This window comes from Streptomyces spinoverrucosus, assembly GCF_006539505.1.
GTDB classification, from domain to species: Bacteria; Actinomycetota; Actinomycetes; order Streptomycetales; family Streptomycetaceae; genus Streptomyces; species Streptomyces spinoverrucosus.
On record NZ_BJND01000080.1, the window covers coordinates 13,924 to 35,563 of the forward strand.

The following is a 21,640-nucleotide window of genomic DNA, read 5'->3' on the forward strand; positions in this document are numbered from 1 at the left end:
GCATACCTTCGAATGGTAATCAAAGAGTGCCCAGTACCCCCGGAATTCGAACCCGAGTGGAATTCTGGGTGAACGATCTGCGACTTCTATGTGGTCTGCGGCGTGGTCAGCGGCGTACCGCCTTCTTCAGCGCCCGCGCCCGCCGCACCATGCGCCGTGCCGTGGAGTTGCGCGGCAGGAACGACAGCCGTGCCGGGATACCGCCCGGCAGGCCCAGCGACGTGAGCCGGCGCTTCTTGAAGTAGCGCTGGGTGCGCGGGCCGAAGTGCTGGGCGAGGAACCGTTCCGCGGCCGGGCGCAGGTTCGGGTAGATCTGCGGCTGCATGGTGAACCCGAGCGTGTTGATCAGGCCGTTCAGCAGTTCGCCCGGCAGGGTGCCGGCGCCCTTCGTCTCCTCCAGGTCCGGCAGCAGCGCGTCGGCCAGGGCGACCGGCACGCGGTTGCTGTTCTGATACGGCGTCAGCCGGTCCAGCAGCTGCTCGGTGCCGATGCGGGCGACCGGCAGGTCGTACAGCGCGGACGCGGTGAACAGCGCGGTCGAGAAACAGCCGACGACCAGCGCGGGCCGCGCCTGGGCGAACAGCACCTCGGCCAGGACGGGGGTGTCCAGCACGGTGAGCTCGACGCCCAGCTTCTCCGCCTCGGCCTCCAGCGCGCGGCTGTAGCGGGCCGGCGCGGTGGGGTGCGGCTTGAACACGATCGCGCGGTGCCCGCGCTGCACGGCCCCGCGCATCATCCGCACATGCAGGTTCTCCTCCTCGGCGGGGGAGAGGATGTTCAGCGCGGACAGGTACTGGCCGAGCAGCAGGGCGGCGTTGTCCGGGAGGTCGGGCAGCTCCCCGGCGGCGCCGGTGAGTCCGCTCATGACCTTGAGGAACGCGTCCGACGGCACCACCTGCGCCGGCACGTCGAACTCGGTCAGCAGCAGCGGGGTGAGACCGGGCACGAGGTCCAGGTGGAGCAGGCGCCGGACGCGGGTGCCGACCAGCGGGTCGAGCTTGTTGCGGGTGGGGCCATAGCTCATCAGGCCGTCGGCGTAGACGTGCACCGGGGCGCCGGTGAAGATCTGGGCCAGGCCGAGCGCCGGGTTGACCTGGATGGACTCCACGACCAGCTCGACCCGGTCGTCGCCCAGCCCCCACAGCAGCCGCAGATAGCGCTCGAACAGCGGCAGGTCGTCGGGGCGCGGCGCCCAGGCGCCGGGGTGGAAGGGACGGATCGCCTCGTTGAAGGACAGTACGTCGTCGAAGTGGTCGCGCAGCGTGCCGAAGCCCGGCATCTCGTCGACGGCCGGAGTGGTCTCCGGTGTCGCCGAGTTGTTGAACACCAGCAGCACCCGGCGGTCCGGCTCCTCGAAGCAGTCGGAGTCGATCGCGGCGGCGAGCGTGGCGGCGCCGTACAGCGTGGAGACGCAGAAGATCTGGGTGGTACGGGACATCAGGCAGCCGCCTTCGCTGTGGTGATCCGGCGCCGCAGCCGCCGCAGCTTGGAGGCGCGCCGCAGGTCCATGGTGTCGAGTACGTCGCCGAGGGCGTCCTGCGGCATGCGCTTTATGGCCGCCGCGCTCATGATCCGCAGCTGCTTGGCCACGGACGGTTCGAACTTGTCGATCTCCGACAGATGGTGGGCGATGATCGCGCAGTAGGTGCGCACCGCCTTGGGCAGCAGCCGGTCGGCGTCGCGGTCCGCCGCCGTTTCTTCGACCACCTGGTCGAAGGCGCGGATGAAGTCGAGCTGACGGACGTCACCGATCTGCGTGAGGGAGCCGGCGACTCCGCGCCGGTAGAACACGCCGAGCAGGCTCACCACGGCGAAGGACTCCGCCTCGCGGTGCAGTTTCCAGATCCACGGCCGGTCCTCGGCGGTGCGCAGCCCGTCGGTGAAGTGCAGCACGCCCTTGTCCAGCAGCCGGCGGTGGAAGGCGCCGGCCCAGGCGTAGGCGTAGTCCACGGAGGTCGAGCGGTCGGCGGGCAGGATGGCGTCGCGCGGGTTCATCACCTCGTTCCGGAGCCCGACGGGCGCGCGGTGCACGGTGCGGGCGCGGTGGGTGGCCTGGACGTGGTCGGTGCGGACGAAGTCGCAGCCCAGCTCCTCGATGGCCGCGACCAGCTCGCTGTAGTAGCCGGGGGCGAGCCAGTCGTCACCGTCCAGGAAGGTGATGTACTCGCCGGTCGCGGCATCGAGGCCGGTGTTGCGTGCGGTGGCCAGCCCCCCGTTTTCCTCTCTGCGGATATAGCGCACCTGAGCGACCTCGGAGAGCTCTTCGGCCGCACGTTCGAGGATCGCGGGCGTTTCGTCCTTCGATTTGTCGTCGACCAGGATGAACTCGAAGTCCGACCTGGCATTCGCGCGAAGGCTTCTCAGGTTGTCCGGGGCGTATTGCTGCACGTTGTAGAACGGCACGATCACGGAAAGCTTGGGCACCTGCGAAAGCCTAGGAGGTGGTCCGGCTGGGGAACTTTCCGGTGAGGATACTGTGGGTGAACTCGATGTGTCGGAACGGTGCATACCGTGTACTTCCTGGGCTTCGGCGAGCCAGTTCGGCTCTCAGTGGGGTGCTGTTAACTTTTCGTTGACACGAGGTTAGCCAGCAACTAGAAATTGCTTCCTAGCGTCTGGGGTGTGCCACCAAGTACAACGAAGCCCACGCGGATCGCAGTACTCGCCGACTCGGACACCCGCTGGAAATGGGGTGCGCTGACGGCGAGCCGTATCGCTCCGGGCCCGTCCATGGAAGCCGGACCGCAAGGCGAGGCGCAAGTTGCCCCTGCCCTGGACGGATTTCTGCTGCGCGGCCGGGCCACCCCCACGCCCCGCCAGCTGGCCGAAGTGGGTGTCCGCGCCGACTCCCTCAAGGAAGTGACGGCCGTCGAATTTCTGCGCACCATGGCGCAGGAGTCGTACGACGTGCTGGTGCTGTCCCTGGTCGGCGGCGGTGTGCAGGCGATGCTGCACGGCCTGAAGCGGGTGTGGGAGGACCGCGAGCAGCGACCCGTCGTCGTCACCGGCTACGTCGGCGTCGTCTACGAGAAGCTCGCCGACGGTCTGCTGCTGAGGCACGGCGCGGACCTCGTCCTCGCCAACTCCCGCCAGGACGCCGAGCGTTTCCGCGCGGTGTACGACGGGGTCGGCGCCGACTCCACCGCGGTCACCGAGGTGGCACTGCCGTTCCTGGGCGGCGCGAAGTACACCGGCGAGCACGACCCGTACACGGTGGTGTTCGCGGCGCAGCCGTCGGTCCCCGAGAGCCGCAAGGACCGTACGTACCTGCTGAACCGCCTCATCCAGCACGCGCGGCTGCACCCCGAACGCGAGGTGCTGCTCAAGCTGCGCTCCAAGCCGGGTGAGCACACCACCCACATCGAGGAACTGCCGTACCAGAAGCTGGCGCAGAAGTTCGGCGAGCTGCCCCCCAACTTCCAGCTCGTCTACGGCAACATGGGCGAGGTCCTGGACCGCACGGACCTGCTCGTCACGGTCAGCTCGACGGCCGCGCTGGAGTCGCTGCACCGCCGGATCCCCACCGTCGTCCTCACCGACCTCGGTGTGCGTGAGGTACTCGGCAACCACCACTTCGTCGGCTCCGGCTGCCTCGCCTCCTGGGACCAGCTCGACGCCGGGCACCGGCCCACGCCGGACGCCGACTGGGTGGCCCGGCAGGGCGTCGCCGCCGACGGCTCGTACGAGACCGCCTTCGACGCGGCCCGGGAGCGGATCACCAAGCTGCTCGCGCAGCCCGGCGGACTGCCGCCCCTGACGCCGTACTACACACCGGCGACCGCTCCCGGCTATCTGCCCGGCATCCTCGCCCGGCACCACCTCGGCCCCGACGGCACCCCGCTGCCCGGCGCCCCCGCGCACGACAAGGAGCCCGGCCCGGTGCGGCAGATAGTGCGCCGCGCCGCACGCGGCGCCTACCGGCACGGCGTCCAGCGGGTCGCGCCCGTCATCCGGCGGATGGGGGAGCTGTGAGCCGCACCAACCCTGCTCAAGGAGTAGTTCCCATGTCCAACCCGGAAGCGGGCCGAGGCGCGACGGTGCGCCGGGTGCTCGCGGTGATCCCCGCGCGCGGCGGCTCCAAGGGCGTGCCCGCGAAGAACCTCGCCCCGGTCGGCGGCGTACCGCTGGTGGCCCGCGCGGTGCGCGAATGCCTGGCCTCCCGCCTCGTGACCGACGTCGTCGTCTCCACCGACGACCAGGCCATCGCCGCCGCCGCCCGCTCGGCCGGCGCCGAGGTCGTGCTGCGCCCCGCCGCCATCGCCGGTGACACCGCCACCTCCGAGGCCGCCGTCCTGCACGCCATGGACGCCCACGAGGCGCTGCACGGCTCGGCCGTCGACGTGGTGCTGTTCGTGCAGTGCACCAGCCCGTTCCTGATCCGCGAGGACATCGACGGAGTCGCGGCGGCCGTGGTGGAGAACGGCGCGGACACCGCGGTGACCGTCGCGCCGTTCCACGGCTTCATCTGGCGCAACGCCGACGACGAGGCGACGGAGGACGCCGGCGCCCCGGCCACCGGCGGTTACGGCATCAACCACGACAAGTCCTTCCGCCCCCGCCGCCAGGACCGCCCCCAGGACTTCCTGGAGACCGGCGCCGCCTACGCGATGGACGCGGCCGGCTTCCGCACGCACCAGCACCGCTTCTTCGGCCGCACCGAACTGGTGCGCACCGACCCCGCGCGCGTGCTGGAGATCGACGACCCGCACGACCTCGCCCGCGCCCGCGCCCTGGCCCCGCTGTTCGACGCGGACCGCCCCGGCGCCCTTCCGACCGCCGCCGACATCGACGCGGTCGTACTCGACTTCGACGGCACCCAGACCGATGACCGGGTGCTGATCGATGCCGATGGACGGGAGTTCGTCTCCGTGCACCGCGGAGACGGCCTCGGCATCGCGGCCCTGCGGCGCAGCGGCCTGAAGATGCTGATCCTGTCCACGGAGCAGAACCCGGTCGTCGCCGCCCGGGCCCGGAAGCTGAAGATCCCGGTGCTGCACGGCGTCGACCGCAAAGACCTCGCGCTGAAGCAGTGGTGCGAGGAGCAGGGCATCGCGCCGGAGCGCGTGCTCTACGTCGGCAACGACGTCAACGACCTGCCGTGCTTCGCCCTCGTCGGCTGGCCCGTCGCGGTCGCGAGCGCCCACGACGTCGTACGCGGCGCCGCACGCGCGGTCACCACCGTCCCCGGTGGTGTCGGCGCGATCCGAGAGATCGCCGGCTGGATCCTCGGACCCTCTCTCGACTCTCTCGACCCCTCCACCAAGTAAGGAAAGTTCCTGCCATGAGCACCAACACCCGCCTCCGTACCTTCGGTTCCCGCGAGGTCGGCCCCGGCAAGCCCGTCTACATCTGCGGCGAGATCGGTATCAACCACAACGGCGAGCTGGAGAACGCGTTCAAGCTCATCGACGTGGCCGCCGAGGCGGGCTGCGACGCGGTCAAGTTCCAGAAGCGCACCCCCGAGATCTGCACCCCGCGCGACCAGTGGGACATCGAGCGCGACACCCCCTGGGGCCGGATGACCTACATCGACTACCGCCACCGCGTGGAGTTCGGTGAGGACGAGTACCGCCAGATCGACGAGTACTGCAAGTCCAAGAACATCGACTGGTTCGCCTCCCCGTGGGACACCGAGGCCGTCGCCTTCCTGGAGAAGTTCGACGTCCCCGCCCACAAGGTCGCCTCCGCGTCCCTCACCGACGACGAGCTGCTGAAGGCGCTGCGCGCCACCGGCCGTTCCATCATCCTCTCCACCGGCATGTCGACGCCGAAGCAGATCCGCCACGCGGTAGAGGTCCTGGGCTCCGACAACATCCTCATGTGCCACGCCACCTCCACCTACCCGGCGAAGGCCGAGGAGCTGAACCTCCGCGTGATCAACACGCTGGAGAAGGAGTTCCCGAACGTCCCGATCGGCTACTCCGGCCACGAGACCGGCCTGCAGACCACCCTCGCCGCGGTCGCGCTCGGGGCGACCTTCGTCGAGCGTCACATCACCCTCGACCGCGCCATGTGGGGCTCCGACCAGGCCGCCTCCGTCGAGCCGCAGGGCCTCACCCGCCTGGTGCGCGACATCCGCACCATCGAGGCCTCCCTCGGTGACGGTGTCAAGAAGGTCTACGAGTCCGAGCTGGGCCCGATGAAGAAGCTGCGCCGTGTCCAGGGCGTCGTCGCCGAGGCGGAGATCGCCGCCGCGGCCGGCGAGCCGGTCCAGGTCTGACGTCCACGTCAGCCCCTACAACCCCCACAACGCCTTACGACGGGACGGTCGTACGCCGATGAGCCCCCGCGCCGGGAATGCCGGCCCCCACACTCTCGCCTTCGTCGAGAGTCCGGTACAGCTGCTCAACGTGCTGGAGTGGGCGCATGTCCACGCACCCGGCGCGGGGCTCACCCTCGTGGTCCTCTCGCCCGTCGATCCGATGACCCGCGGCCAGCTGCGGCGAATGGCGGAACTGGCGCGCGAGGAGGGCTACGAGGTCCGCTGGGAGGAGGCGCGCGGCGGCACGTCGGCGCCCTTCCAGACGATCGGCGGCCTCATGGGGGTACTGCGCCGTGCGGAACGGATCGTGATGGGCGATCCGTTCTCGCGGTACGTACAGCTGCTGCTGACGATCACGCGGGCGCGTGACCTGGTGGTCGTGGACGACGGGACGGCGACGATGGAGTTCGTCACCCAGCTCGCCCGCGGCGAACGCCTGGTCCGCTGGCACCGGCGGGGCGCCCGCCCCGGCCCGCGCGATCTGCTCTTCGCCCCGGTGTCCTCCTCCGCCCGGCGCCGCCTGACGCCGGGCGGACAGCGCCGGGTCGAGGTGTTCTCCTCGATGCCGATCGACGAGACGCCGGGCGGCGTCACGGTCACCGCGAACGACTTCGCCTGGACCCGCGCCCGCTTCGGCCCGCCGCGCATCACCAAGGGCGCCGACATGGTCGGTACGTCGCTGGTGGAGACCGGCGTGGTGGACGGCGACCGCTATGTGGAGGCGGTGCGCTCCCTCGCCAAGACGCACGGCGCCCGCCGCTACTTCGCCCACCGCCGCGAGAGCGCCGAGAAACTCCACCGGCTGGCGGTCGAGACGGGCCTGGAGGTGGTCCGCCCCGACCTCCCCCTGGAGCTGATCGCCCGCCGCGGCCCGGTGGGCCGCACGATCCTGAGCTTCCCGTCGACCGTCGTCCACACCCTCCCCCTGGCCCTGGCCGGCACGGACGTCCGCGTGGCCGTCTGCGACATCGATCCCGACTGGCTCACCCAGACGGCCTCACCCCGCGCCCAGGGCTTCCTGGACGGGGTGACCGGGACGGCACGGGATGTGCATCGGCTGTCGGCGGTGCAGGCGGTCTAAGGCCGCGGGCTTGCGGACCGGCTAGGACGCGGGCTTGCGGACCAGCACGAAGGCCTTGGCGAATTTCTCGTCCTCCCCCGGTTCGCGCACGACGCGGGCGTACGGGGCGAGACCGGCCTTGACCAGCAGGTCCGCCACCTTTTCGGGCGTACGCCAGTAATAGTCGAGGGCGATCTCGTGCCCGAAGCGCTCTGTCAGGTGCACGCGATCCTCCGTGTCGGTGGTCTGGAAGGACAGCAGAACGGGAGCGCCCGGGCGCAGGACGCGGTGGAATTCGGCGAAGGCGGTCGGCAGGTGGTCGTCGGGCACGTGGATGATCGAGAAGAGGGCCGCGATGCCGCCCAGCGCAGCGTCCGGCAGGTCCAGACGGGTCATCGTGCCCACGTGGAAGCGGAGCCGGGGGTGGGCCCGGCGGGCCAGCGCCACCATCCTGGGTGACAGGTCCACGCCGAACACGGGGACGCCGAGCTCGTGCAGCAGCGCGGTGACGTGCCCGGGCCCGGAGCCGAGGTCGGCCACCGGGGCGGGTGAGTGGGCGCGGGCCAGCTCCGCGAAGGCGCTGACCAGGGCCCGGTCGAGGGGGACGCCGCCCATCGCGTCCGGGAACCGGGACGCGTAGTCGGCGGCCATGGCGTCGTACGAGGTACGGGTGGCCGTTAAGAAGGCCGTGTCCAGATCGCTCACGGTCGCGCACGCTACCGGGCGAGCGCCCGCCGTGGGCGTCCGTCAGGTGAACGGATGCGCGCGGGTGGGGTCGGGCGTGGTATGCGTGGAGGTGAGGGTGGTACCCGTGATCTGCCCGACCGGAGGAAAACGGGCGAGTTTACCCACCCCAACCGACACCTATGCGTCCGGCGGCCAGGTTTTCTTCCCCTAACGGGCTGAAGTTTTGTTGATCTCGGGGCAGTTGACCGTCCGGGCGTCCTACCCTTCAGAGGGTGAAGCAACTGATGTCACTGGAGTCCGACGCCGATCTCCTGAAAGCGGCCGGAGCGGCGGGAGCCGCACTTCCCGGCACGCTCCCCGAGCCACTGCGTGCCGAACTCGTCGCGTTCCGCCGCGACTTGCACATGCACCCGGAGCTCGGCAACCAGGAGTTCCGTACGACCGCCGCGATCAAGGCCCGGCTGGAGAAGGCCGGCCTCCGGCCGCGCGTCCTCGCCTCGGGCACCGGGCTCGTCTGTGACATCGGCGTCGACGGCGACCAGTGGCGCGGCGGGCCGGAGATGCTCGCCATGCGGGCCGACATCGACGCCCTGCCCATCCCGGACGCCAAGACCGAGTGCCCGTACCGCTCGACCGTCCCCGACCGGGCGCACGCCTGCGGCCACGACGTCCATACGGCCGTGGCGCTGGGCGCCGGGCTGATCCTCGCCGACCTGCACCGGCAGGGTCTGCTGCCGCAGCCCGTCCGGCTGGTCTTCCAGCCCGCCGAGGAGGTGCTGCCCGGCGGTGCCGCCGACGCCATCGACTGCGGTGTGCTCGACGGGGTGAAGCGGATCATCGCCGTGCACTGCGACCCCCGGGTGGACGCCGGGGTGATCGGCCTGCGCGAGGGCCCGATCACTTCTGCCTGCGACCGCCTGGAGATCTCTCTGGACGGCCCCGGCGGTCACACCGCCCGCCCCCACCTGACCACCGACCTCGTGACCGCCGTCGCCCGCGTGGTCACCGACGTGCCCGCGCTGGTCGCCCGGCGCGTCGACACCCGCAGCGGCCTCGCGGTGACCTGGGGACGCATCGAGTCGGGCCACGCCCCGAACGTCATCCCGCAGCACGCCGAGCTCTCCGGGACCGTGCGCTGCCTGGACATGGACGCGTGGCGTGAGGCGCCCGACATCGTCCACGCGGCGATCGACGAGGTGGCGAACCTGCACCGCGCCAAGTCGGAGATCAACTACGTCCGCGGGGTCCCGCCGGTCGTCAACGAGCCCGGCGTCACCGAACTCCTCGCCGACGCCATGACCGCCCGCCGCGGCCCCGCGTCGGTCGAGAACACCGACCAGAGCCTCGGCGGCGAGGACTTCTCCTGGTACCTCGAACAGGTCCCCGGCGCCATGGCCCGCCTCGGCGTCCGCCCGCCGGGCGAACGCACGGTCCGCGACCTGCACCAGGGCGACTTCGACGTGGACGAGTCCGCGATCGCGGTCGGCGTGGAACTGTTCACGGCGGCGGCCCTCCTCGACGCGGGCCGGTAGCCGCCCCTCCGAGGCGCGCGCCCCCTTCAGTAAGGGACCCTTCCGGTTGCGCCCCCTGTTCAGCAGGGGCAGCCTGGTGCGCGTAGCGGGCGGACTGTGCTCTGAAGCGCGCCGGGATCGCCCCAGGTGCACACCATTCGAGCCGGTGGTTCACAAGGACGTAACCGGCCATCGGCACGAATGGATAACGGCCACGCAGAACCCCGTTCCCAGGAGTTTCTACGCGCGTTAATGTGCGCCGAACCGAGCACCCACTGCGGGGCTTTGGAGAATGGGGAGCTTCACGATGCGTCGGATATCCAAACTGACCCGCGTCGCGGTGGGGGTCGCGTCGCTCGCACTCGCCGCGACGGCCTGCGGTGGCACCAGCGGTGAAAGCGGTGGCGATTCCGGTTCCAAGGAGGACCTGGGCCTCGCCATCGCGTACGACATCGGCGGCAAGGGCGACCAGTCCTTCAACGACGCCGCGTACGCCGGCCTGGAGAAGGCCGCCAACGAGTTCGGCTACAAGACCGACGACGTGGAGCCCACCGAGGGCGAGACCGACGCCGACAAGGAGCAGCGTCTGGCCTCCCTGGCCCGGCAGGGCTACAACCCGGTCATCGGCATCGGCTACGCCTACGGCCCCGCGATGGAGGCCGTGGCCGCGAAGTACCCGGACACCACCTTCGGCATCGTCGACTCCGCCGTCGAGGCCAAGAACGTCGCCTCCCTCGTCTTCGCCGAGGAGCAGGCCTCGTACCTGGCCGGTGTCGCGGCCGCCAAGGCCACCAAGACCAACACCGTCGGCTTCGTGGGCGGCGTGGACATTCCGCTGATCCACAAGTTCGAGGCGGGCTTCAAGCAGGGCGTCGAGGAGACCAGTGGCGGCAAGGTCAAGGTCCTGTCGCAGTACCTGACGCAGACCGCCGAGGAGGGTGGCTTCTCCAGCCCCGACAAGGGCAAGGCCGCTGCCGAGGGTCAGATCGAGAAGAAGGCCGACGTCGTCTACCAGGCGGCCGGTCTGTCCGGGCAGGGTGTCATCGAGGCCGCCGCGAAGGCCAAGGTCTGGGCGATCGGCGTCGACTCCGACCAGTACCAGCAGGAGGCGCTGGCGCCGTACAAGAACTACATCCTGACCTCCGCGCTCAAGGACGTCGGCGGTGCGGTGTACGCGCTGGCCAAGTCGGTGGAGGACGGCAAGCCGCTGACCGGCACGCAGGTCTTCGACCTGAAGGTGGGCGGCGTGGGCCTGTCCGACAGCAACCCGGAGTACGCGAAGGTCGCGGGTCTGCAGGAGGCCGTGGAGAAGGCCAAGGAAGGCATCATCGACGGTTCGATCAAGGTCAGGACCGAGTAGGCGGCGCTGCCTGGAAGGGCTGGCGCGAGAAGCGGGTGGGCGTGCGGGACGTCCGCCCGCTTCCGGGTTTCGGGGCCATGCCTGCGGCGGCCCGTGCCGCTGTGTGGGGGCTTGTGTCGCGCCTTCCGGCGGTGGTGGGGTCGGGGCCGCGCCGGGGGGTGTCCGTCCTCGGTCTGCTGGTGGCGTCTGTTGGCGGGGTGCCGGGCGTTTGCGGCAGCCGCTGCGGGCGGACACCCCCCGACACGTCCCCTTCCGCCGTGGGCGGCTGCGGGGTCGTGTCACATCCCGCGTAGCCACCTCCGATTGCGTGCGGCACGGCTCCCGCGGTGGCCCGTGACGGTACGTGTCATCACCCTTCGCCACCCTCCCTTCGCACGCCGCAAGGCTCCGACCTGGGTCCGAGTGGCGTTGGCCACGGGCGCATAACAAGGTGGACAGAAGGGGTTTTCAGGCAGGTCTACGCGCGTTAATCTGCGGCGGAGCCAGCGCCGAAGCTGAACCGTACGGCGCTAAGCGATACCGGGGAAGTGCCGGCACGCCCCCCGGACCCGCCAGTACGACAGGAGCACCAACACATGCGCCGGGTTTCCCGCATCGCGGTCGCAGGCGCAGCGACCGCCTCCCTCGCCCTTGCCCTCTCCGCCTGTGGCGGCACTTCGACCCAGAGCTCGTCCGCGGAGTCGAAGGGCGACAAGGGCCTCGCCATCGCCTACGACGTCGGCGGCAAGGGCGACCAGTCCTTCAACGACGCCGCGTACGCGGGCCTGGAGCAGGCGAAGAAGGAGTTCAAGTACGAGACGGCCGACATCGAGCCCACCGAGGGCGAGACGGACGCCGACAAGGCGCAGCGCCTGGCCTCGCTGGCGAAGCAGGGCTACAACCCGGTGATCGGCGTCGGCTACGCCTACGCGCCGGCCGTCAAGGAGGTCGCGGAGAAGTACCCCGACACCACCTTCGGCATCGTCGACGACGCCCAGGTCCAGGCGGACAACGTCGCCGACCTGGTCTTCAACGAGGAGCAGGCCTCGTACCTGGCCGGCGTCGCCGCCGCCAAGAGCACCAAGACCAACGTCGTCGGCTTCGTCGGCGGCGTGGACATCCCGCTGATCCACAAGTTCCAGGCGGGCTTCGAGCAGGGCGTCAAGGCCACCAACCCCAAGGTCAAGGTCCTCTCGCAGTACCTCACCCAGACGGCCGAGGAGGGTGGCTTCGCCAGCCCCGACAAGGGCAAGACGGCCGCCGAGGGCCAGATCGAGAAGAAGGCCGACGTCGTCTACGCGGCGGCCGGTCTGTCCGGCCAGGGCGTGATCGAGGCCGCCGCCGCCAACAAGGTGTGGGCGATCGGCGTCGACTCCGACCAGTACAAGCAGGAAGCCCTCGCCAAGTACAAGGACTCCATCCTCACCTCCGCCACGAAGGACGTCGCCAAGGCGGTCTACAGCCTGGCTAAGTCGGTCGAGGAGGGCAAGCCCGAGACCGGTATCGTCAGGGGCGATCTGAAGACCGGCGAGGTGGGCCTCGCGAACTCCAACCCGAAGTTCGCCGACAACGCCGAGCTCCAGGAAGCCATCGCAACGGCCAAGGAGAAGATCATCAGCGGCGAGATCAAGGTCAAGAGCAGCTGACAAGCAGGTGCCGAGCAGTCGGTAACCGCGGGGTTACGTCCGCTCAACGGGGTACGGGGAGACTGCCTCCCTGTACCCCGTTGGCCAGTCGCGTCACCCCTCTATATGCCGTAGGGGCGCTACGCGCGTAGACGACCCCCGTCCCCAGGAGAGTGCGCCATCAACGCGTCCAGCAGCCCTCCGGCCGGAGCGGCGGTCCACGGTCAGGCGACCGCCGTCGAACTCGCCGGGATCACCAAGCGTTTCCCGGGCGTCGTGGCCAACCACGACATCCACCTCACCGTCCGCAAGGGCACCGTGCACGCCCTCGTCGGCGAGAACGGCGCCGGCAAGTCGACGCTGATGAAGATCCTCTACGGCATGCAGAAGCCGGACGAGGGCACCATCACCATCGACGGTGAACAGGTCTCCCTGCACAGCCCGGCCGACGCCATCACGCGCGGCATCGGCATGGTGCACCAGCACTTCATGCTGGCCGACAACCTCACGGTCCTGGAGAACGTGGTCCTCGGCAGCGAGAAGCTCTACGGCATCGGCGCCAAGGCCCGCCGCAAGATCACGGAGATCTCCGACCGCTACGGCCTCGGCGTGCGCCCCGACGTCCTGGTCGAGGAACTCGGCGTCGCGGCCCGCCAGCGCGTGGAGATCCTCAAGGTCCTCTACCGCGGCGCCACCACGCTGATCCTCGACGAGCCGACCGCCGTGCTCGTCCCGCAGGAGGTGGACGCGCTCTTCGCCAACCTGCGCGAGCTGAAGTCCGAGGGCCTGTCGGTCATCTTCATCTCCCACAAGCTGGGCGAGGTGCTGTCGGTCGCCGACGAGATCACCGTGATCCGGCGTGGTACGACGGTCGGTACGGCCGTCCCCTCCGAGACCACCCCGCGGCAGCTCGCCGAGATGATGGTCGGCAGCGAGCTGCCGACGCCGGAGACCGCCGAGTCCACGGTCACCGATCGTCCGGTGATCACCGTCGACAAGCTGCGCCTCCAGGCCCCGGGCGGCAAGGCCCTGCTGGACGACATCACGTTCACCATCCACGCGGGCGAGGTCCTGGGTATCGCCGGTGTGGAGGGCAACGGCCAGACCGAGCTGGTCGACGCGTTGATCGGCCTGCGCCACGCCGACTCCGGCACGATCACCCTCGCCGAAGAGGAGATCACCGGCTGGCACACCCGCAAGCGCCGCGAGCAGGGCGTCGGCTACATCCCCGAGGACCGTCACCGCCACGGCCTGCTCCTGGAGGCCCCCCTCTGGGAGAACCGCATCCTCGGTCACGTCACCGAGAAGCCCAACGCCAAGGGCGTATGGCTGGACCCGAAGGCCGCGCAGGAGGACACGCGCCGCATCGTCGAGGCGTACGACGTCCGCACCCCCGGCATCGACGTCACCGCCGCCTCGCTGTCCGGCGGCAACCAGCAGAAGCTGATCGTCGGCCGCGAGATGAGCCACAAGCCGCGCTTCCTGATCGCCGCCCACCCCACCCGTGGTGTGGACGTCGGCGCGCAGGCCGCGATCTGGGACCACATCCGCGAGGCCCGCCGCGAGGGCCTGGCCGTGCTGCTGATCTCCGCCGACCTGGACGAGCTGATCGGCCTGTCCGACACGCTCCGGGTGATCTACAACGGCCGGCTGGTCGCCGACGCCGACCCCGCCACCATCACCCCGGAGGAGCTGGGTTCGGCCATGACGGGTGCCGCGACCGGCCACCTGGAGCACGAAGAGACCCCCGAGAACTCGGCCGACGTGTCCAAGTCCCCCGAGTCTCCGGAAGACGAGGCCCGCTGATGAAGAAGTTCGACAAGGAGCGCGTGCTCCTCGCCGTGGCCGGACCGGTCATCGCGCTCGCCGTGGCCTTCGTGCTGAGCGCGATCGTGCTGATCGCCTCCGGCAAGAACCCGGTCGAGCCGTTCGCCGTGATGTTCGAGCAGGCCGGCTTCTCCGACATCCAGGTCCTGATCATCAACCAGGCCTCGATGTACTACATCGCCGCGCTCGCGGTGGCCATCGGCTTCCGGATGAACCTGTTCAACATCGGCGTCGACGGCCAGTACCAACTCGGCGCCATGCTGGCCGCGATCGTCGGCGCCCACATGAACCTGCCGGCGGTGATCCAGATCCCGCTGCTGCTCCTGACCGCGATCTTCACCGGTGCCTTCTGGGCCGGAATCGCCGGTGTCCTGAAGGTCACCCGCGGCGTCAGCGAGGTCGTCGCGACGATCATGCTCAACGCGATCGCCACCTCCGTCATCGGCTACCTGTGGCTGCCGACCGTCTTCGGCGTCAAGGTCGGCAACAACAACACCACCGGCGAGATGCACTCCTCCGGCTGGATCCCCGGCATCGACATGGGCCCGGCCGGCGAGATCTACGGCCTGGTCGTCCTCGCCGTACTCCTCGGCATCGGCTACTGGGTCGTCCTCAACCGCACCCGCTTCGGCTTCGACCTGCGCGCCTCCGGCGCCTCCGAGACCGCCGCCGCGGCCTCCGGTGTCGACCCCAAGCGGATGACGCTCACCGCCATGCTGATCTCCGGCGCCATCGCCGGTCTCGCAGGCCTGCCGATCCTGCTCGGCGACACCCACACCTACAGCCTCAACTTCCCCACCGGCATCGGCTTCCTGGGCATCGGCATCGCCCTGCTCGGCCGTAACAGCCCGGTCGGAATCGCGTTCGCCGCCCTGCTGTGGGCCTGGCTCGACAAGGCCTCGCCGGAGCTGGACTTCCACGGCTACGACAAGGAGATCGCGGTCATCATGCAGGGCCTGATCGTGCTCTCGGTCGTCGTCTCCTACGAAGCCGTACGCGAATGGGGTCTGCGCCGCCAGCAGCGCCGCGTCGGCGCCGAACTCGCCGCCGGTCACGTCCTCGGCGCCCACAACACGAAGGAGGTGGCTGGCCGATGACCACCGCGACCGACGTCAACCAGCCCACGCTGCAGCCCGCGGCGCCGACCGGCCGCCGCCTGTCGTGGCCCGTGCTGCTGCTGGTCATCGCCGGAGCCCTGGCGCTGACCTCGCTGGTGCGGATCATCACCGGCGCCGACGGCATCACCAACGTCAGCCAGATGTCCACCGCGCTCCAGCTCGCCGTCCCCATCGGCCTCGCCGGCCTCGGCGGCCTGTGGGCCGAGCGCGCGGGCGTGGTCAACATCGGCCTCGAAGGCATGATGATCCTCGGCACCTGGTTCGGCGCCTGGGCCGGCTTCCAGTGGGGCCCGTGGACGGGTGTCCTGGTCGGCATCATCGGCGGCTGCCTCGGCGGCCTGCTGCACGCCTTCGTGACCGTCACCTTCAACGTCAACCACATCGTCTCCGGTGTGGCCATCAACATCCTCGCCCTCGGCGCCACCCGCTACCTGGCTCCCCTCGCCTTCGAGGGCCACGCAGGCGGCTCCGCCAAGCAGTCCCCGGCGGTCGAATCCCTCGGCAACTTCACCGTGCCGGGCCTCTCCGACGGCCTGAGGGAACTCAACAACCAGGGCTGGTTCCTGATCTCCGACCTCGCCGGCCTGCTCGGCGGCCTGGTCACCGACGTCTCCTGGCTGACCCTGATCGCCATCGCCCTGGTCCCCGCCACCTGGTGGATCCTGTGGCGCACCCCGTTCGGTCTGCGGCTGCGCTCCTGCGGTGAGAACCCGGTCGCCGCCGAGTCGCTCGGCGTGAACGTCTACAAGTACAAGTACATCGCCGTGATCATCTCCGGTGGCCTGGCCGGCCTCGGCGGCGTCTTCCTCTCCATCGTCGCCAACCCCTTCTACCTGGAGGGCCAGGTCAGCGGCCGCGGCTTCATCGGCCTCGCCGCGATGATCTTCGGTAACTGGATGCCGGGCGGCCTCGCCCTCGGCGCGGGCCTGTTCGGCTACACCGACAGCCTCAACCTGCGCGGCGGCTCGGAGAACGTCCACGCCCTGCTGCTGCTCAGCGCCCTGCTGCTGATCATCGGCGCGATCTGGCTGGCGATCCGCAAGAAGTACGTCCCGGCAGTGATCACCGTGGTCGCCGGCGCCCTGTTCTTCACCTGGTACGCCACCACCAACGAGGTCCCCAACCAGGTCGTCTCCGCCACTCCGTACGTCATCACCCTCGTCGTCCTGGCGCTCTCCGCCCAGCGGCTGCGGATGCCGAAGGCCGACGGTCTGCCGTACCGGAAGGGACAAGGCAAGTGACACCGACGGCCGACGTCGACTGGGAGGCGCTGCGCACGGTGGCCCGGGAGGCCATGACCCACGCGTACGCCCCCTACTCCGGCTACCCCGTCGGGGTCGCCGCCCTGGTCGACGACGGACGCACGGTCACCGGCTGCAACGTCGAGAACGCCTCGTACGGCATCTCCCTGTGCGCCGAGTGCGGACTGGTCTCGGACCTGCAGCGCACCGGCGGCGGCCGGCTCACGCACTTCACCTGCGTGGACGGCCGGGGCGAACTCCTCGTCCCGTGCGGCCGCTGCCGGCAGCTGCTGTACGAGTTCGGCGGCCCCGACCTGCTGCTGGACACCCCGGCGGGCATCCTGCCGCTGTCGGAGATGCTGCCGCAGGCCTTCGGGCCGGGCCACCTCCGCTCGTAACTCCCGTACGGCCCCTGGGACTTGACTCGCAGGGGCCGTACTCTTCGCAATCCCCGGAAGGAAAGCCAGTCATGGCCATGGACGCCATCTCCGTCATCCGCACCAAGCGGGACCGCGGTGAACTCAGCGACGAGCAGATCGACTGGGTCATCGACGCGTACACGCGCGGCGAGGTCGCCGACGAGCAGATGTCGGCGCTCGCCATGGCCATCCTGCTCAACGGCATGAACCGCCGCGAGATCGCCCGCTGGACGGCGGCGATGATCGCCACCGGCGAGCGCATGGACTTCTCGTCGCTGTCCCGCCCCACGGCGGACAAGCACTCGACGGGCGGCGTCGGCGACAAGATCACCCTGCCGCTGGCCCCCCTGGTCGCCGCATGCGGCGCGGCGGTCCCCCAGCTCTCTGGCCGGGGCCTCGGCCACACGGGCGGCACGCTGGACAAGCTGGAGTCGATCCCGGGCTGGCGGGCCCTGCTCTCCAACGAGGAGATGCTGTCGGTCCTGGACAGCGTCGGCGCCGTGATCTGCGCGGCGGGCGACGGCCTGGCTCCCGCGGACAAGAAGCTCTACGCACTCCGCGACGTGACCGGCACGGTCGAGGCGATCCCCCTGATCGCCTCGTCCATCATGTCGAAGAAGATCGCGGAGGGTACGGGCTCGCTGGTCCTGGACGTGAAGGTGGGCTCAGGCGCCTTCATGAAGACCCTGGACGACGCCCGCGAGCTGGCCTCGACCATGGTCGGCCTGGGCACGGACCACGGGGTGAAGACGGTAGCACTCCTGACGGACATGTCGACGCCGCTGGGCCTGACGGCGGGCAACGCGCTGGAGGTCCGCGAGTCGCTGGAGGTCCTGGCGGGCGGCGGCCCCGCGGACGTGGTGGAACTGACCCTCGCCCTGGCCCGAGAGATGCTGGAGGCGGCGGGCGTGAAGGACGCCGACCCGGCGACGGCGCTGGCCGACGGTTCGGCGATGGACGTGTGGCGGCGCATGATCGCCGCGCAGGGCGGCGACCCGGACGCCCCGCTGCCAACGTCACGCGAACAGCACGTGATCAAGGCCCCGTCCTCCGGTGTCCTGACCCGCCTCGACGCCTACGACATCGGCATCGCCGCCTGGCGCCTGGGCGCGGGCCGCGCGCGCAAGGAGGACCCGGTGCAGGCGGCCGCGGGCATCGAGCTGCACGCCAAGCCGGGCGACACGGTGACGGAGGGCCAGCCCCTGCTGACCCTGCACACGGACACGCCGGAGCGGTTCGCATACGCGTTGGAGGCGGTGGAGGGTTCCTACGACATCGCGGCGGCGGGGACGGACTTCACGGGGTCGCCGGTAGTGCTGGAACGTATCGCCTGACCTGCGGTTTCCTCGTTCGGGTGAATGGGATCGGTAGACCTCCGCCGGTCCCGTTCGGCATGCTGGGGTTGGTGACGCACTGATTGGAGAACCGCCATGAGCGCACTCGCCGCCGAGTCCGGGGCCTCCGAGGGAACGGGCTGGGAGGAGATCGTCCGTGTCTGGGAGGAGACGGACGCTCCCGAGGGCAGCAAGGTGGAGATCATCGAAGGGGTCGTCACCGTGCCGCCTCCACCGTCCAAGGACCACAACACCACGGCTGCCCTGCTGCAGCGGCGCCTGTACACCGTGATTCCGGAGACCTGGGAGATCTACCAGACGCTGGGGCTGGAGGTCCCGGGCGCCTCGGATCTCTTCGTTCCGGACCTGGCGGTGCTTCCCGTGGAATCGGCACTCGGCACGGGAAATCGTGTGCCTGCGGACGAGGCGGAGCTGGTGGTCGAGATCACCTCGAAGCGCAACGCCAACCACGACCGCATCAAGAAGGTCCATGGCTATGCACGAGCAGGTATTCCGCTCTACCTCCTCCTGGACCCTTGGCACAGCGGCCGCCCCACGGTCACGCTCTACGGAGCGCCAGAGGACGGCACCTACCGCGTCCTCGCCTCAGTGGAATACGGCGAGAAGCTGACGTTGCCGGAACCGTTCAATCTCGAGATCGACACCAGCGTCTTTCCAGTCCGCTGAGTCGGCCTCAGCCCAACAGCGCCGCCACCACCACCAGCACCGGCACCGAAAGCACCGTCGACAACAAAATCGCCTCCCGCGCCAGCACCTCGCCCACTCGATAACTGCTCGCGTACGTGAAGAGGTTCTGCGCGGCCGGCAGCGCCGACGTCACCACCACGTCGAGCAGGGCCGCCCCCCGAAGGCCGAAGACACCGGCCGCGAGGATCCAGGCGAGCAGCGGCTGGGCGACGGCCTTGAGGCCCACGGCGAGGAGCACCGGCCCCCGTTCCCCGTTCCGCAGCGGGAGTGTGCTGCCGCGCAGGGAGATCCCGAAGGCGAGGAGGACGGCCGGAACGGACATGTTCCCGATCAGCGTCAGCGGATCCATGACGGGCCCCGGGACGTGCAGACCCGTCGCCGACACCGCAACGCCCGCCAGCGATCCCAACGCCACCGGATTGCGCAACGGAGTGAGCAGACGCTGCCACAGCGGCCGCTTCTCCCCGCCACCCGCGAGATCCAGGATCGTCAGCGCGACCGGCGTGACCCCGACCAGCTGGAACAGCAGCACCGGCGCCACCAGCGACGCGTCGCCCAGCACATACACCGCGATGGGGATGCCGAGATTGCCCGAGTTGACGTAACTGGAGCACAGCGCGCCGATGGTCGTACGGCCCACACCCCAGCGGCGTACGACACCCACCGCCACGAACACGCCCGCCGCGGCCGCCGTGCTCAGGGCCGTGACCAGCAGCCGACTGGAGAAGATCACCGACAGATCGGCCCCTGCCAAGGTGGTGAAGAGCAGCGCCGGGGAGGCCACGTGGAAGGCGAGCTTGGTCAGGACTTCGCGCCCCTGGTTTCCGAGGTAACCCCGCACACCGATCGCGTAACCGACGCCGATGACAACGGCGATCACCAAAAACCCGCTCAACACCCCCTGCACAACGCCTCCTTGCCGAGGAGACGCGCACCGGACATCACAGAGGGAGTTGATCCATGGGGCATACACGCAACCCTCTAGGGCAGCCCTCACCCAGGTCAATGTGATCCTCGCGGCGCGGTCGCCCGCGATGAGTTATGAGACCTGAGCCGGTCTACCGGTCGTGGATGCCATGACCCCCGCCGAAATCGTGCTGGCCGGCCCCGTCACCCGGGACGAGGTGACAGGGCTCTGCGATGACGTGCGGGCGTTGCTGGAGGCCACGGGGGCGCCAGTGGTCGTCTGCGATGTCGGAGGTCTCGGACCACCGGGCCTCGCAACCATCGACCTCCTGGCCCGGCTGGCGCTGACGGCCAAACGGGCCGGGAGCGGCATCCGCCTGCGCGATCCCGACCCCGCCCTACACGCCCTCCTCGACCTGGTCGGCCTCCGCTTCGAGGTGGAGGGGCAGCCCGAACAACGGGAACCAGCGCTTGGTGTCGAGGAAGCAGTGGAACCCGGTGATCCGTCCGTCTGAGATCTCCAGCACCTGCACGGCCCACGGAGCGAAGCCGCCCGCCTCGGGGTCCGGCTTGTACTGGGCGAAGCCCGGCAGACCGTTGACCTGGACCGGCACCAGGCGCGAGCCCGCGCAGGGGGCACCGAGCGTCGTCATGAAGCCCGTGATGTCCTTCACGCCGGTCAGCCACAGGTCGAACGGCGGCATCGTCATGATGGCGTCCTCGTGCAGCAGAGCCGTCAGCGCCGTCATGTCGTAGCCCTCGAACGCCGCGACATACCGCTCCAGGAGCTTCTGCTGCTCCTCGTCCAGCGGGTCGGAGACGGCCGCCTCGGCGCCCGGCTGCTGCTGCTCCGCGAGCGTCGCACGCGCTCTCTGCAGCGCGCTGTTGACCGACGCGACCGTCGTACCGAGCAACTCGGCGACCTCGCTGGCCTTCCAGGCCAGCACCTCGCGCAGGATCAGCACGGCCCGCTGCTTGGGCGGCAACTGCTGCAGCGCGGCCATGAAGGCGAGCCGCACGGACTCCTTGGCCACGGCCGCCTCCGCCGGGTCCTCGACCGTCGGCAGCATACGGTTGTCCGGCATCGGCTCCAGCCAGGTGTTGTCCGGACGGGGCGAGAGCGCTGCCCGGGCCAGCGGTGTGGACTCCGTCAGATCCATGGGCCTGGCCCGCTTGTTGCCGGCGTTCAGCATGTCCAGGCACACATTGGTCGCGATGCGATACAGCCAGGACCGTACGCTGGACCGTCCTTCGAACTTGTCGAAGCTGCGCCAGGCGCGGACGAGGGTGTCCTGCACCGCGTCCTCCGCCTCGAAGGAGGAGCCGAGCATGCGGTAGCAGTAGCCCGTCAGCTCGACCCGGTGCTTTTCCAGTGTGGCGTCGAGGTCTGTCGTCGCCGTGCCGTTGCTCATGGTCCACCCACCCCTGTGGCCGTTCCCGTGCTGCGCACCTTTGCGCCCAGCACTTCGGAAGCTACCGCAGCCCACTGACAATGGCGCCCCGACTGGAGAAAGGCCCAGCTCAGATGGGGTGCGTGGTCATCTACCCGGCGTCGCTGCCAAGGCCGCGGCGTTGCGCACCCCGGCGCAACGGGGTGCCGCTG

The 21,640-nt window shown here is 69.8% G+C and carries 19 protein-coding genes; 14 read left to right on the top strand and 5 right to left on the bottom strand.

Going from position 1 to position 21,640, the window contains the following annotated elements:
- Positions 1-106: 106 nt before the first annotated feature.
- Both SSP24_RS36945 and SSP24_RS36950 read right to left on the bottom strand, forming a co-directional pair.
- The gene (locus SSP24_RS36945; protein ID WP_141314708.1) at positions 107-1,438 is read right to left on the bottom strand and encodes an alpha-2,8-polysialyltransferase family protein; all 1,332 of its coding nucleotides are present in this window, start codon (positions 1,436-1,438) and stop codon (positions 107-109) included.
- Positions 1,438-2,424 carry a glycosyltransferase family 2 protein gene (locus SSP24_RS36950; RefSeq protein ID WP_141314710.1) on the bottom strand — a complete coding sequence of 329 codons (987 nt, stop codon included), beginning with the start codon at positions 2,422-2,424 and terminating at the stop codon, positions 1,438-1,440. Before SSP24_RS36950 ends, SSP24_RS36945 begins: the two co-directional genes overlap by 1 nt.
- 198 nt (positions 2,425-2,622) lie before the next feature.
- Here SSP24_RS36950 and SSP24_RS36955 point away from each other — a divergent pair, with 198 nt between their 5' ends.
- The 4 genes from SSP24_RS36955 to SSP24_RS36970 are packed head-to-tail and all read left to right on the top strand — an operon-like array spanning position 2,623 to position 7,343.
- A complete protein-coding gene (locus SSP24_RS36955) occupies positions 2,623-3,972 on the top strand; it encodes a DUF6716 putative glycosyltransferase (protein ID WP_141314712.1) in 1,350 nt (449 codons plus the stop codon).
- Positions 3,973-4,004: 32 nt separating this feature from the next.
- A complete protein-coding gene (locus tag SSP24_RS36960; protein ID WP_141314714.1) occupies positions 4,005-5,267 on the top strand; it encodes an N-acylneuraminate cytidylyltransferase in 1,263 nt (420 codons plus the stop codon).
- Positions 5,268-5,281: 14 nt separating this feature from the next.
- On the top strand, positions 5,282-6,220 hold the full coding sequence (locus tag SSP24_RS36965) for an N-acetylneuraminate synthase family protein (RefSeq protein WP_141314716.1): 939 nt from the start codon (positions 5,282-5,284) through the stop codon (positions 6,218-6,220).
- 58 nt (positions 6,221-6,278) lie between these two features.
- Positions 6,279-7,343, top strand: a complete 1,065-nt coding sequence (locus SSP24_RS36970) for a hypothetical protein (RefSeq protein WP_141314718.1) — start codon at positions 6,279-6,281, stop codon at positions 7,341-7,343.
- Positions 7,344-7,364: 21 nt separating this feature from the next.
- Here the strand turns inward: SSP24_RS36970 and SSP24_RS36975 are convergent, their stop codons facing one another.
- Positions 7,365-8,027, bottom strand: coding sequence for a class I SAM-dependent DNA methyltransferase (locus tag SSP24_RS36975; RefSeq protein ID WP_373306781.1), 663 nt, complete (start codon positions 8,025-8,027; stop codon positions 7,365-7,367).
- Between the two features lie 266 nt (positions 8,028-8,293).
- On the opposite strand from SSP24_RS36975, the gene SSP24_RS36980 reads away from it, so the two are divergent.
- From SSP24_RS36980 to SSP24_RS37020, 9 genes are all read left to right on the top strand, one after another.
- Positions 8,294-9,541 (top strand): M20 family metallopeptidase, encoded by a 1,248-nt coding sequence (locus SSP24_RS36980; protein ID WP_141314747.1) that lies wholly within the window; start codon positions 8,294-8,296, stop codon positions 9,539-9,541.
- A 286-nt stretch (positions 9,542-9,827) separates the two neighbouring features.
- The gene (locus SSP24_RS36985; RefSeq protein WP_167529812.1) at positions 9,828-10,880 is read left to right on the top strand and encodes a BMP family lipoprotein; all 1,053 of its coding nucleotides are present in this window, start codon (positions 9,828-9,830) and stop codon (positions 10,878-10,880) included.
- A 575-nt stretch (positions 10,881-11,455) separates the two neighbouring features.
- Positions 11,456-12,505 (top strand): BMP family lipoprotein, encoded by a 1,050-nt coding sequence (locus SSP24_RS36990; RefSeq protein WP_141314722.1) that lies wholly within the window; start codon positions 11,456-11,458, stop codon positions 12,503-12,505.
- 159 nt (positions 12,506-12,664) lie between these two features.
- Positions 12,665-14,290, top strand: coding sequence for an ABC transporter ATP-binding protein (locus SSP24_RS36995; protein WP_141314724.1), 1,626 nt, complete (start codon positions 12,665-12,667; stop codon positions 14,288-14,290).
- Entirely contained in the window at positions 14,290-15,408 is a 1,119-nt protein-coding gene (locus tag SSP24_RS37000; protein WP_141314726.1) for an ABC transporter permease, read from the top strand. The genes SSP24_RS36995 and SSP24_RS37000 overlap by 1 nt, the downstream gene beginning before the upstream one ends.
- Complete coding sequence (locus tag SSP24_RS37005; protein ID WP_141314728.1) at positions 15,405-16,670, top strand: ABC transporter permease; 1,266 nt, start codon at positions 15,405-15,407, stop codon at positions 16,668-16,670. The genes SSP24_RS37000 and SSP24_RS37005 overlap by 4 nt, the downstream gene beginning before the upstream one ends.
- A complete protein-coding gene (locus SSP24_RS37010; protein ID WP_141314730.1) occupies positions 16,667-17,068 on the top strand; it encodes a cytidine deaminase in 402 nt (133 codons plus the stop codon). The genes SSP24_RS37005 and SSP24_RS37010 overlap by 4 nt, the downstream gene beginning before the upstream one ends.
- Positions 17,069-17,139: 71 nt before the next feature.
- On the top strand, positions 17,140-18,423 hold the full coding sequence (locus SSP24_RS37015; RefSeq protein ID WP_141314732.1) for a thymidine phosphorylase: 1,284 nt from the start codon (positions 17,140-17,142) through the stop codon (positions 18,421-18,423).
- A 96-nt stretch (positions 18,424-18,519) separates the two neighbouring features.
- A complete protein-coding gene (locus SSP24_RS37020) occupies positions 18,520-19,110 on the top strand; it encodes a Uma2 family endonuclease (protein ID WP_141314734.1) in 591 nt (196 codons plus the stop codon).
- 7 nt (positions 19,111-19,117) lie between these two features.
- Here the strand turns inward: SSP24_RS37020 and SSP24_RS37025 are convergent, their stop codons facing one another.
- Positions 19,118-20,038: an AEC family transporter gene (locus SSP24_RS37025; RefSeq protein WP_141314736.1), complete on the bottom strand. Its 921-nt coding sequence runs from the start codon at positions 20,036-20,038 to the stop codon at positions 19,118-19,120.
- 169 nt (positions 20,039-20,207) lie between these two features.
- Between SSP24_RS37025 and SSP24_RS37030 the strand changes: the two genes are divergently transcribed.
- Positions 20,208-20,552, top strand: coding sequence for an STAS domain-containing protein (locus tag SSP24_RS37030; protein ID WP_141314737.1), 345 nt, complete (start codon positions 20,208-20,210; stop codon positions 20,550-20,552).
- Here the strand turns inward: SSP24_RS37030 and SSP24_RS37035 are convergent.
- On the bottom strand, positions 20,436-21,449 hold the full coding sequence (locus SSP24_RS37035; protein WP_141314739.1) for a sigma-70 family RNA polymerase sigma factor: 1,014 nt from the start codon (positions 21,447-21,449) through the stop codon (positions 20,436-20,438). The genes SSP24_RS37030 and SSP24_RS37035 overlap by 117 nt on opposite strands.
- Between the last annotated feature and the right edge of the window lie 191 nt (positions 21,450-21,640).

Bases quoted from the DNA above. Each gene is read 5' to 3' on its own strand.
- SSP24_RS36945 (WP_141314708.1), bottom strand. From the start codon at position 1,438: ATGTCCCGTACCACCCAGATCTTCTGCGTCTCCACGCTGTACGGCGCC.
- SSP24_RS36960 (WP_141314714.1), top strand. From the start codon at position 4,005: ATGTCCAACCCGGAAGCGGGCCGAGGCGCGACGGTGCGCCGGGTGCTC.
- SSP24_RS36965 (WP_141314716.1), top strand. From the start codon at position 5,282: ATGAGCACCAACACCCGCCTCCGTACCTTCGGTTCCCGCGAGGTCGGC.
- SSP24_RS36970 (WP_141314718.1), top strand. From the start codon at position 6,279: ATGAGCCCCCGCGCCGGGAATGCCGGCCCCCACACTCTCGCCTTCGTC.
- SSP24_RS36980 (WP_141314747.1), top strand. From the start codon at position 8,294: ATGTCACTGGAGTCCGACGCCGATCTCCTGAAAGCGGCCGGAGCGGCG.
- SSP24_RS36985 (WP_167529812.1), top strand. From the start codon at position 9,828: ATGCGTCGGATATCCAAACTGACCCGCGTCGCGGTGGGGGTCGCGTCG.
- SSP24_RS36990 (WP_141314722.1), top strand. From the start codon at position 11,456: ATGCGCCGGGTTTCCCGCATCGCGGTCGCAGGCGCAGCGACCGCCTCC.
- SSP24_RS37000 (WP_141314726.1), top strand. From the start codon at position 14,290: ATGAAGAAGTTCGACAAGGAGCGCGTGCTCCTCGCCGTGGCCGGACCG.
- SSP24_RS37005 (WP_141314728.1), top strand. From the start codon at position 15,405: ATGACCACCGCGACCGACGTCAACCAGCCCACGCTGCAGCCCGCGGCG.
- SSP24_RS37015 (WP_141314732.1), top strand. From the start codon at position 17,140: ATGGCCATGGACGCCATCTCCGTCATCCGCACCAAGCGGGACCGCGGT.
- SSP24_RS37020 (WP_141314734.1), top strand. From the start codon at position 18,520: ATGAGCGCACTCGCCGCCGAGTCCGGGGCCTCCGAGGGAACGGGCTGG.
- SSP24_RS37030 (WP_141314737.1), top strand. From the start codon at position 20,208: ATGACCCCCGCCGAAATCGTGCTGGCCGGCCCCGTCACCCGGGACGAG.
- SSP24_RS37035 (WP_141314739.1), bottom strand. From the start codon at position 21,449: ATGAGCAACGGCACGGCGACGACAGACCTCGACGCCACACTGGAAAAG.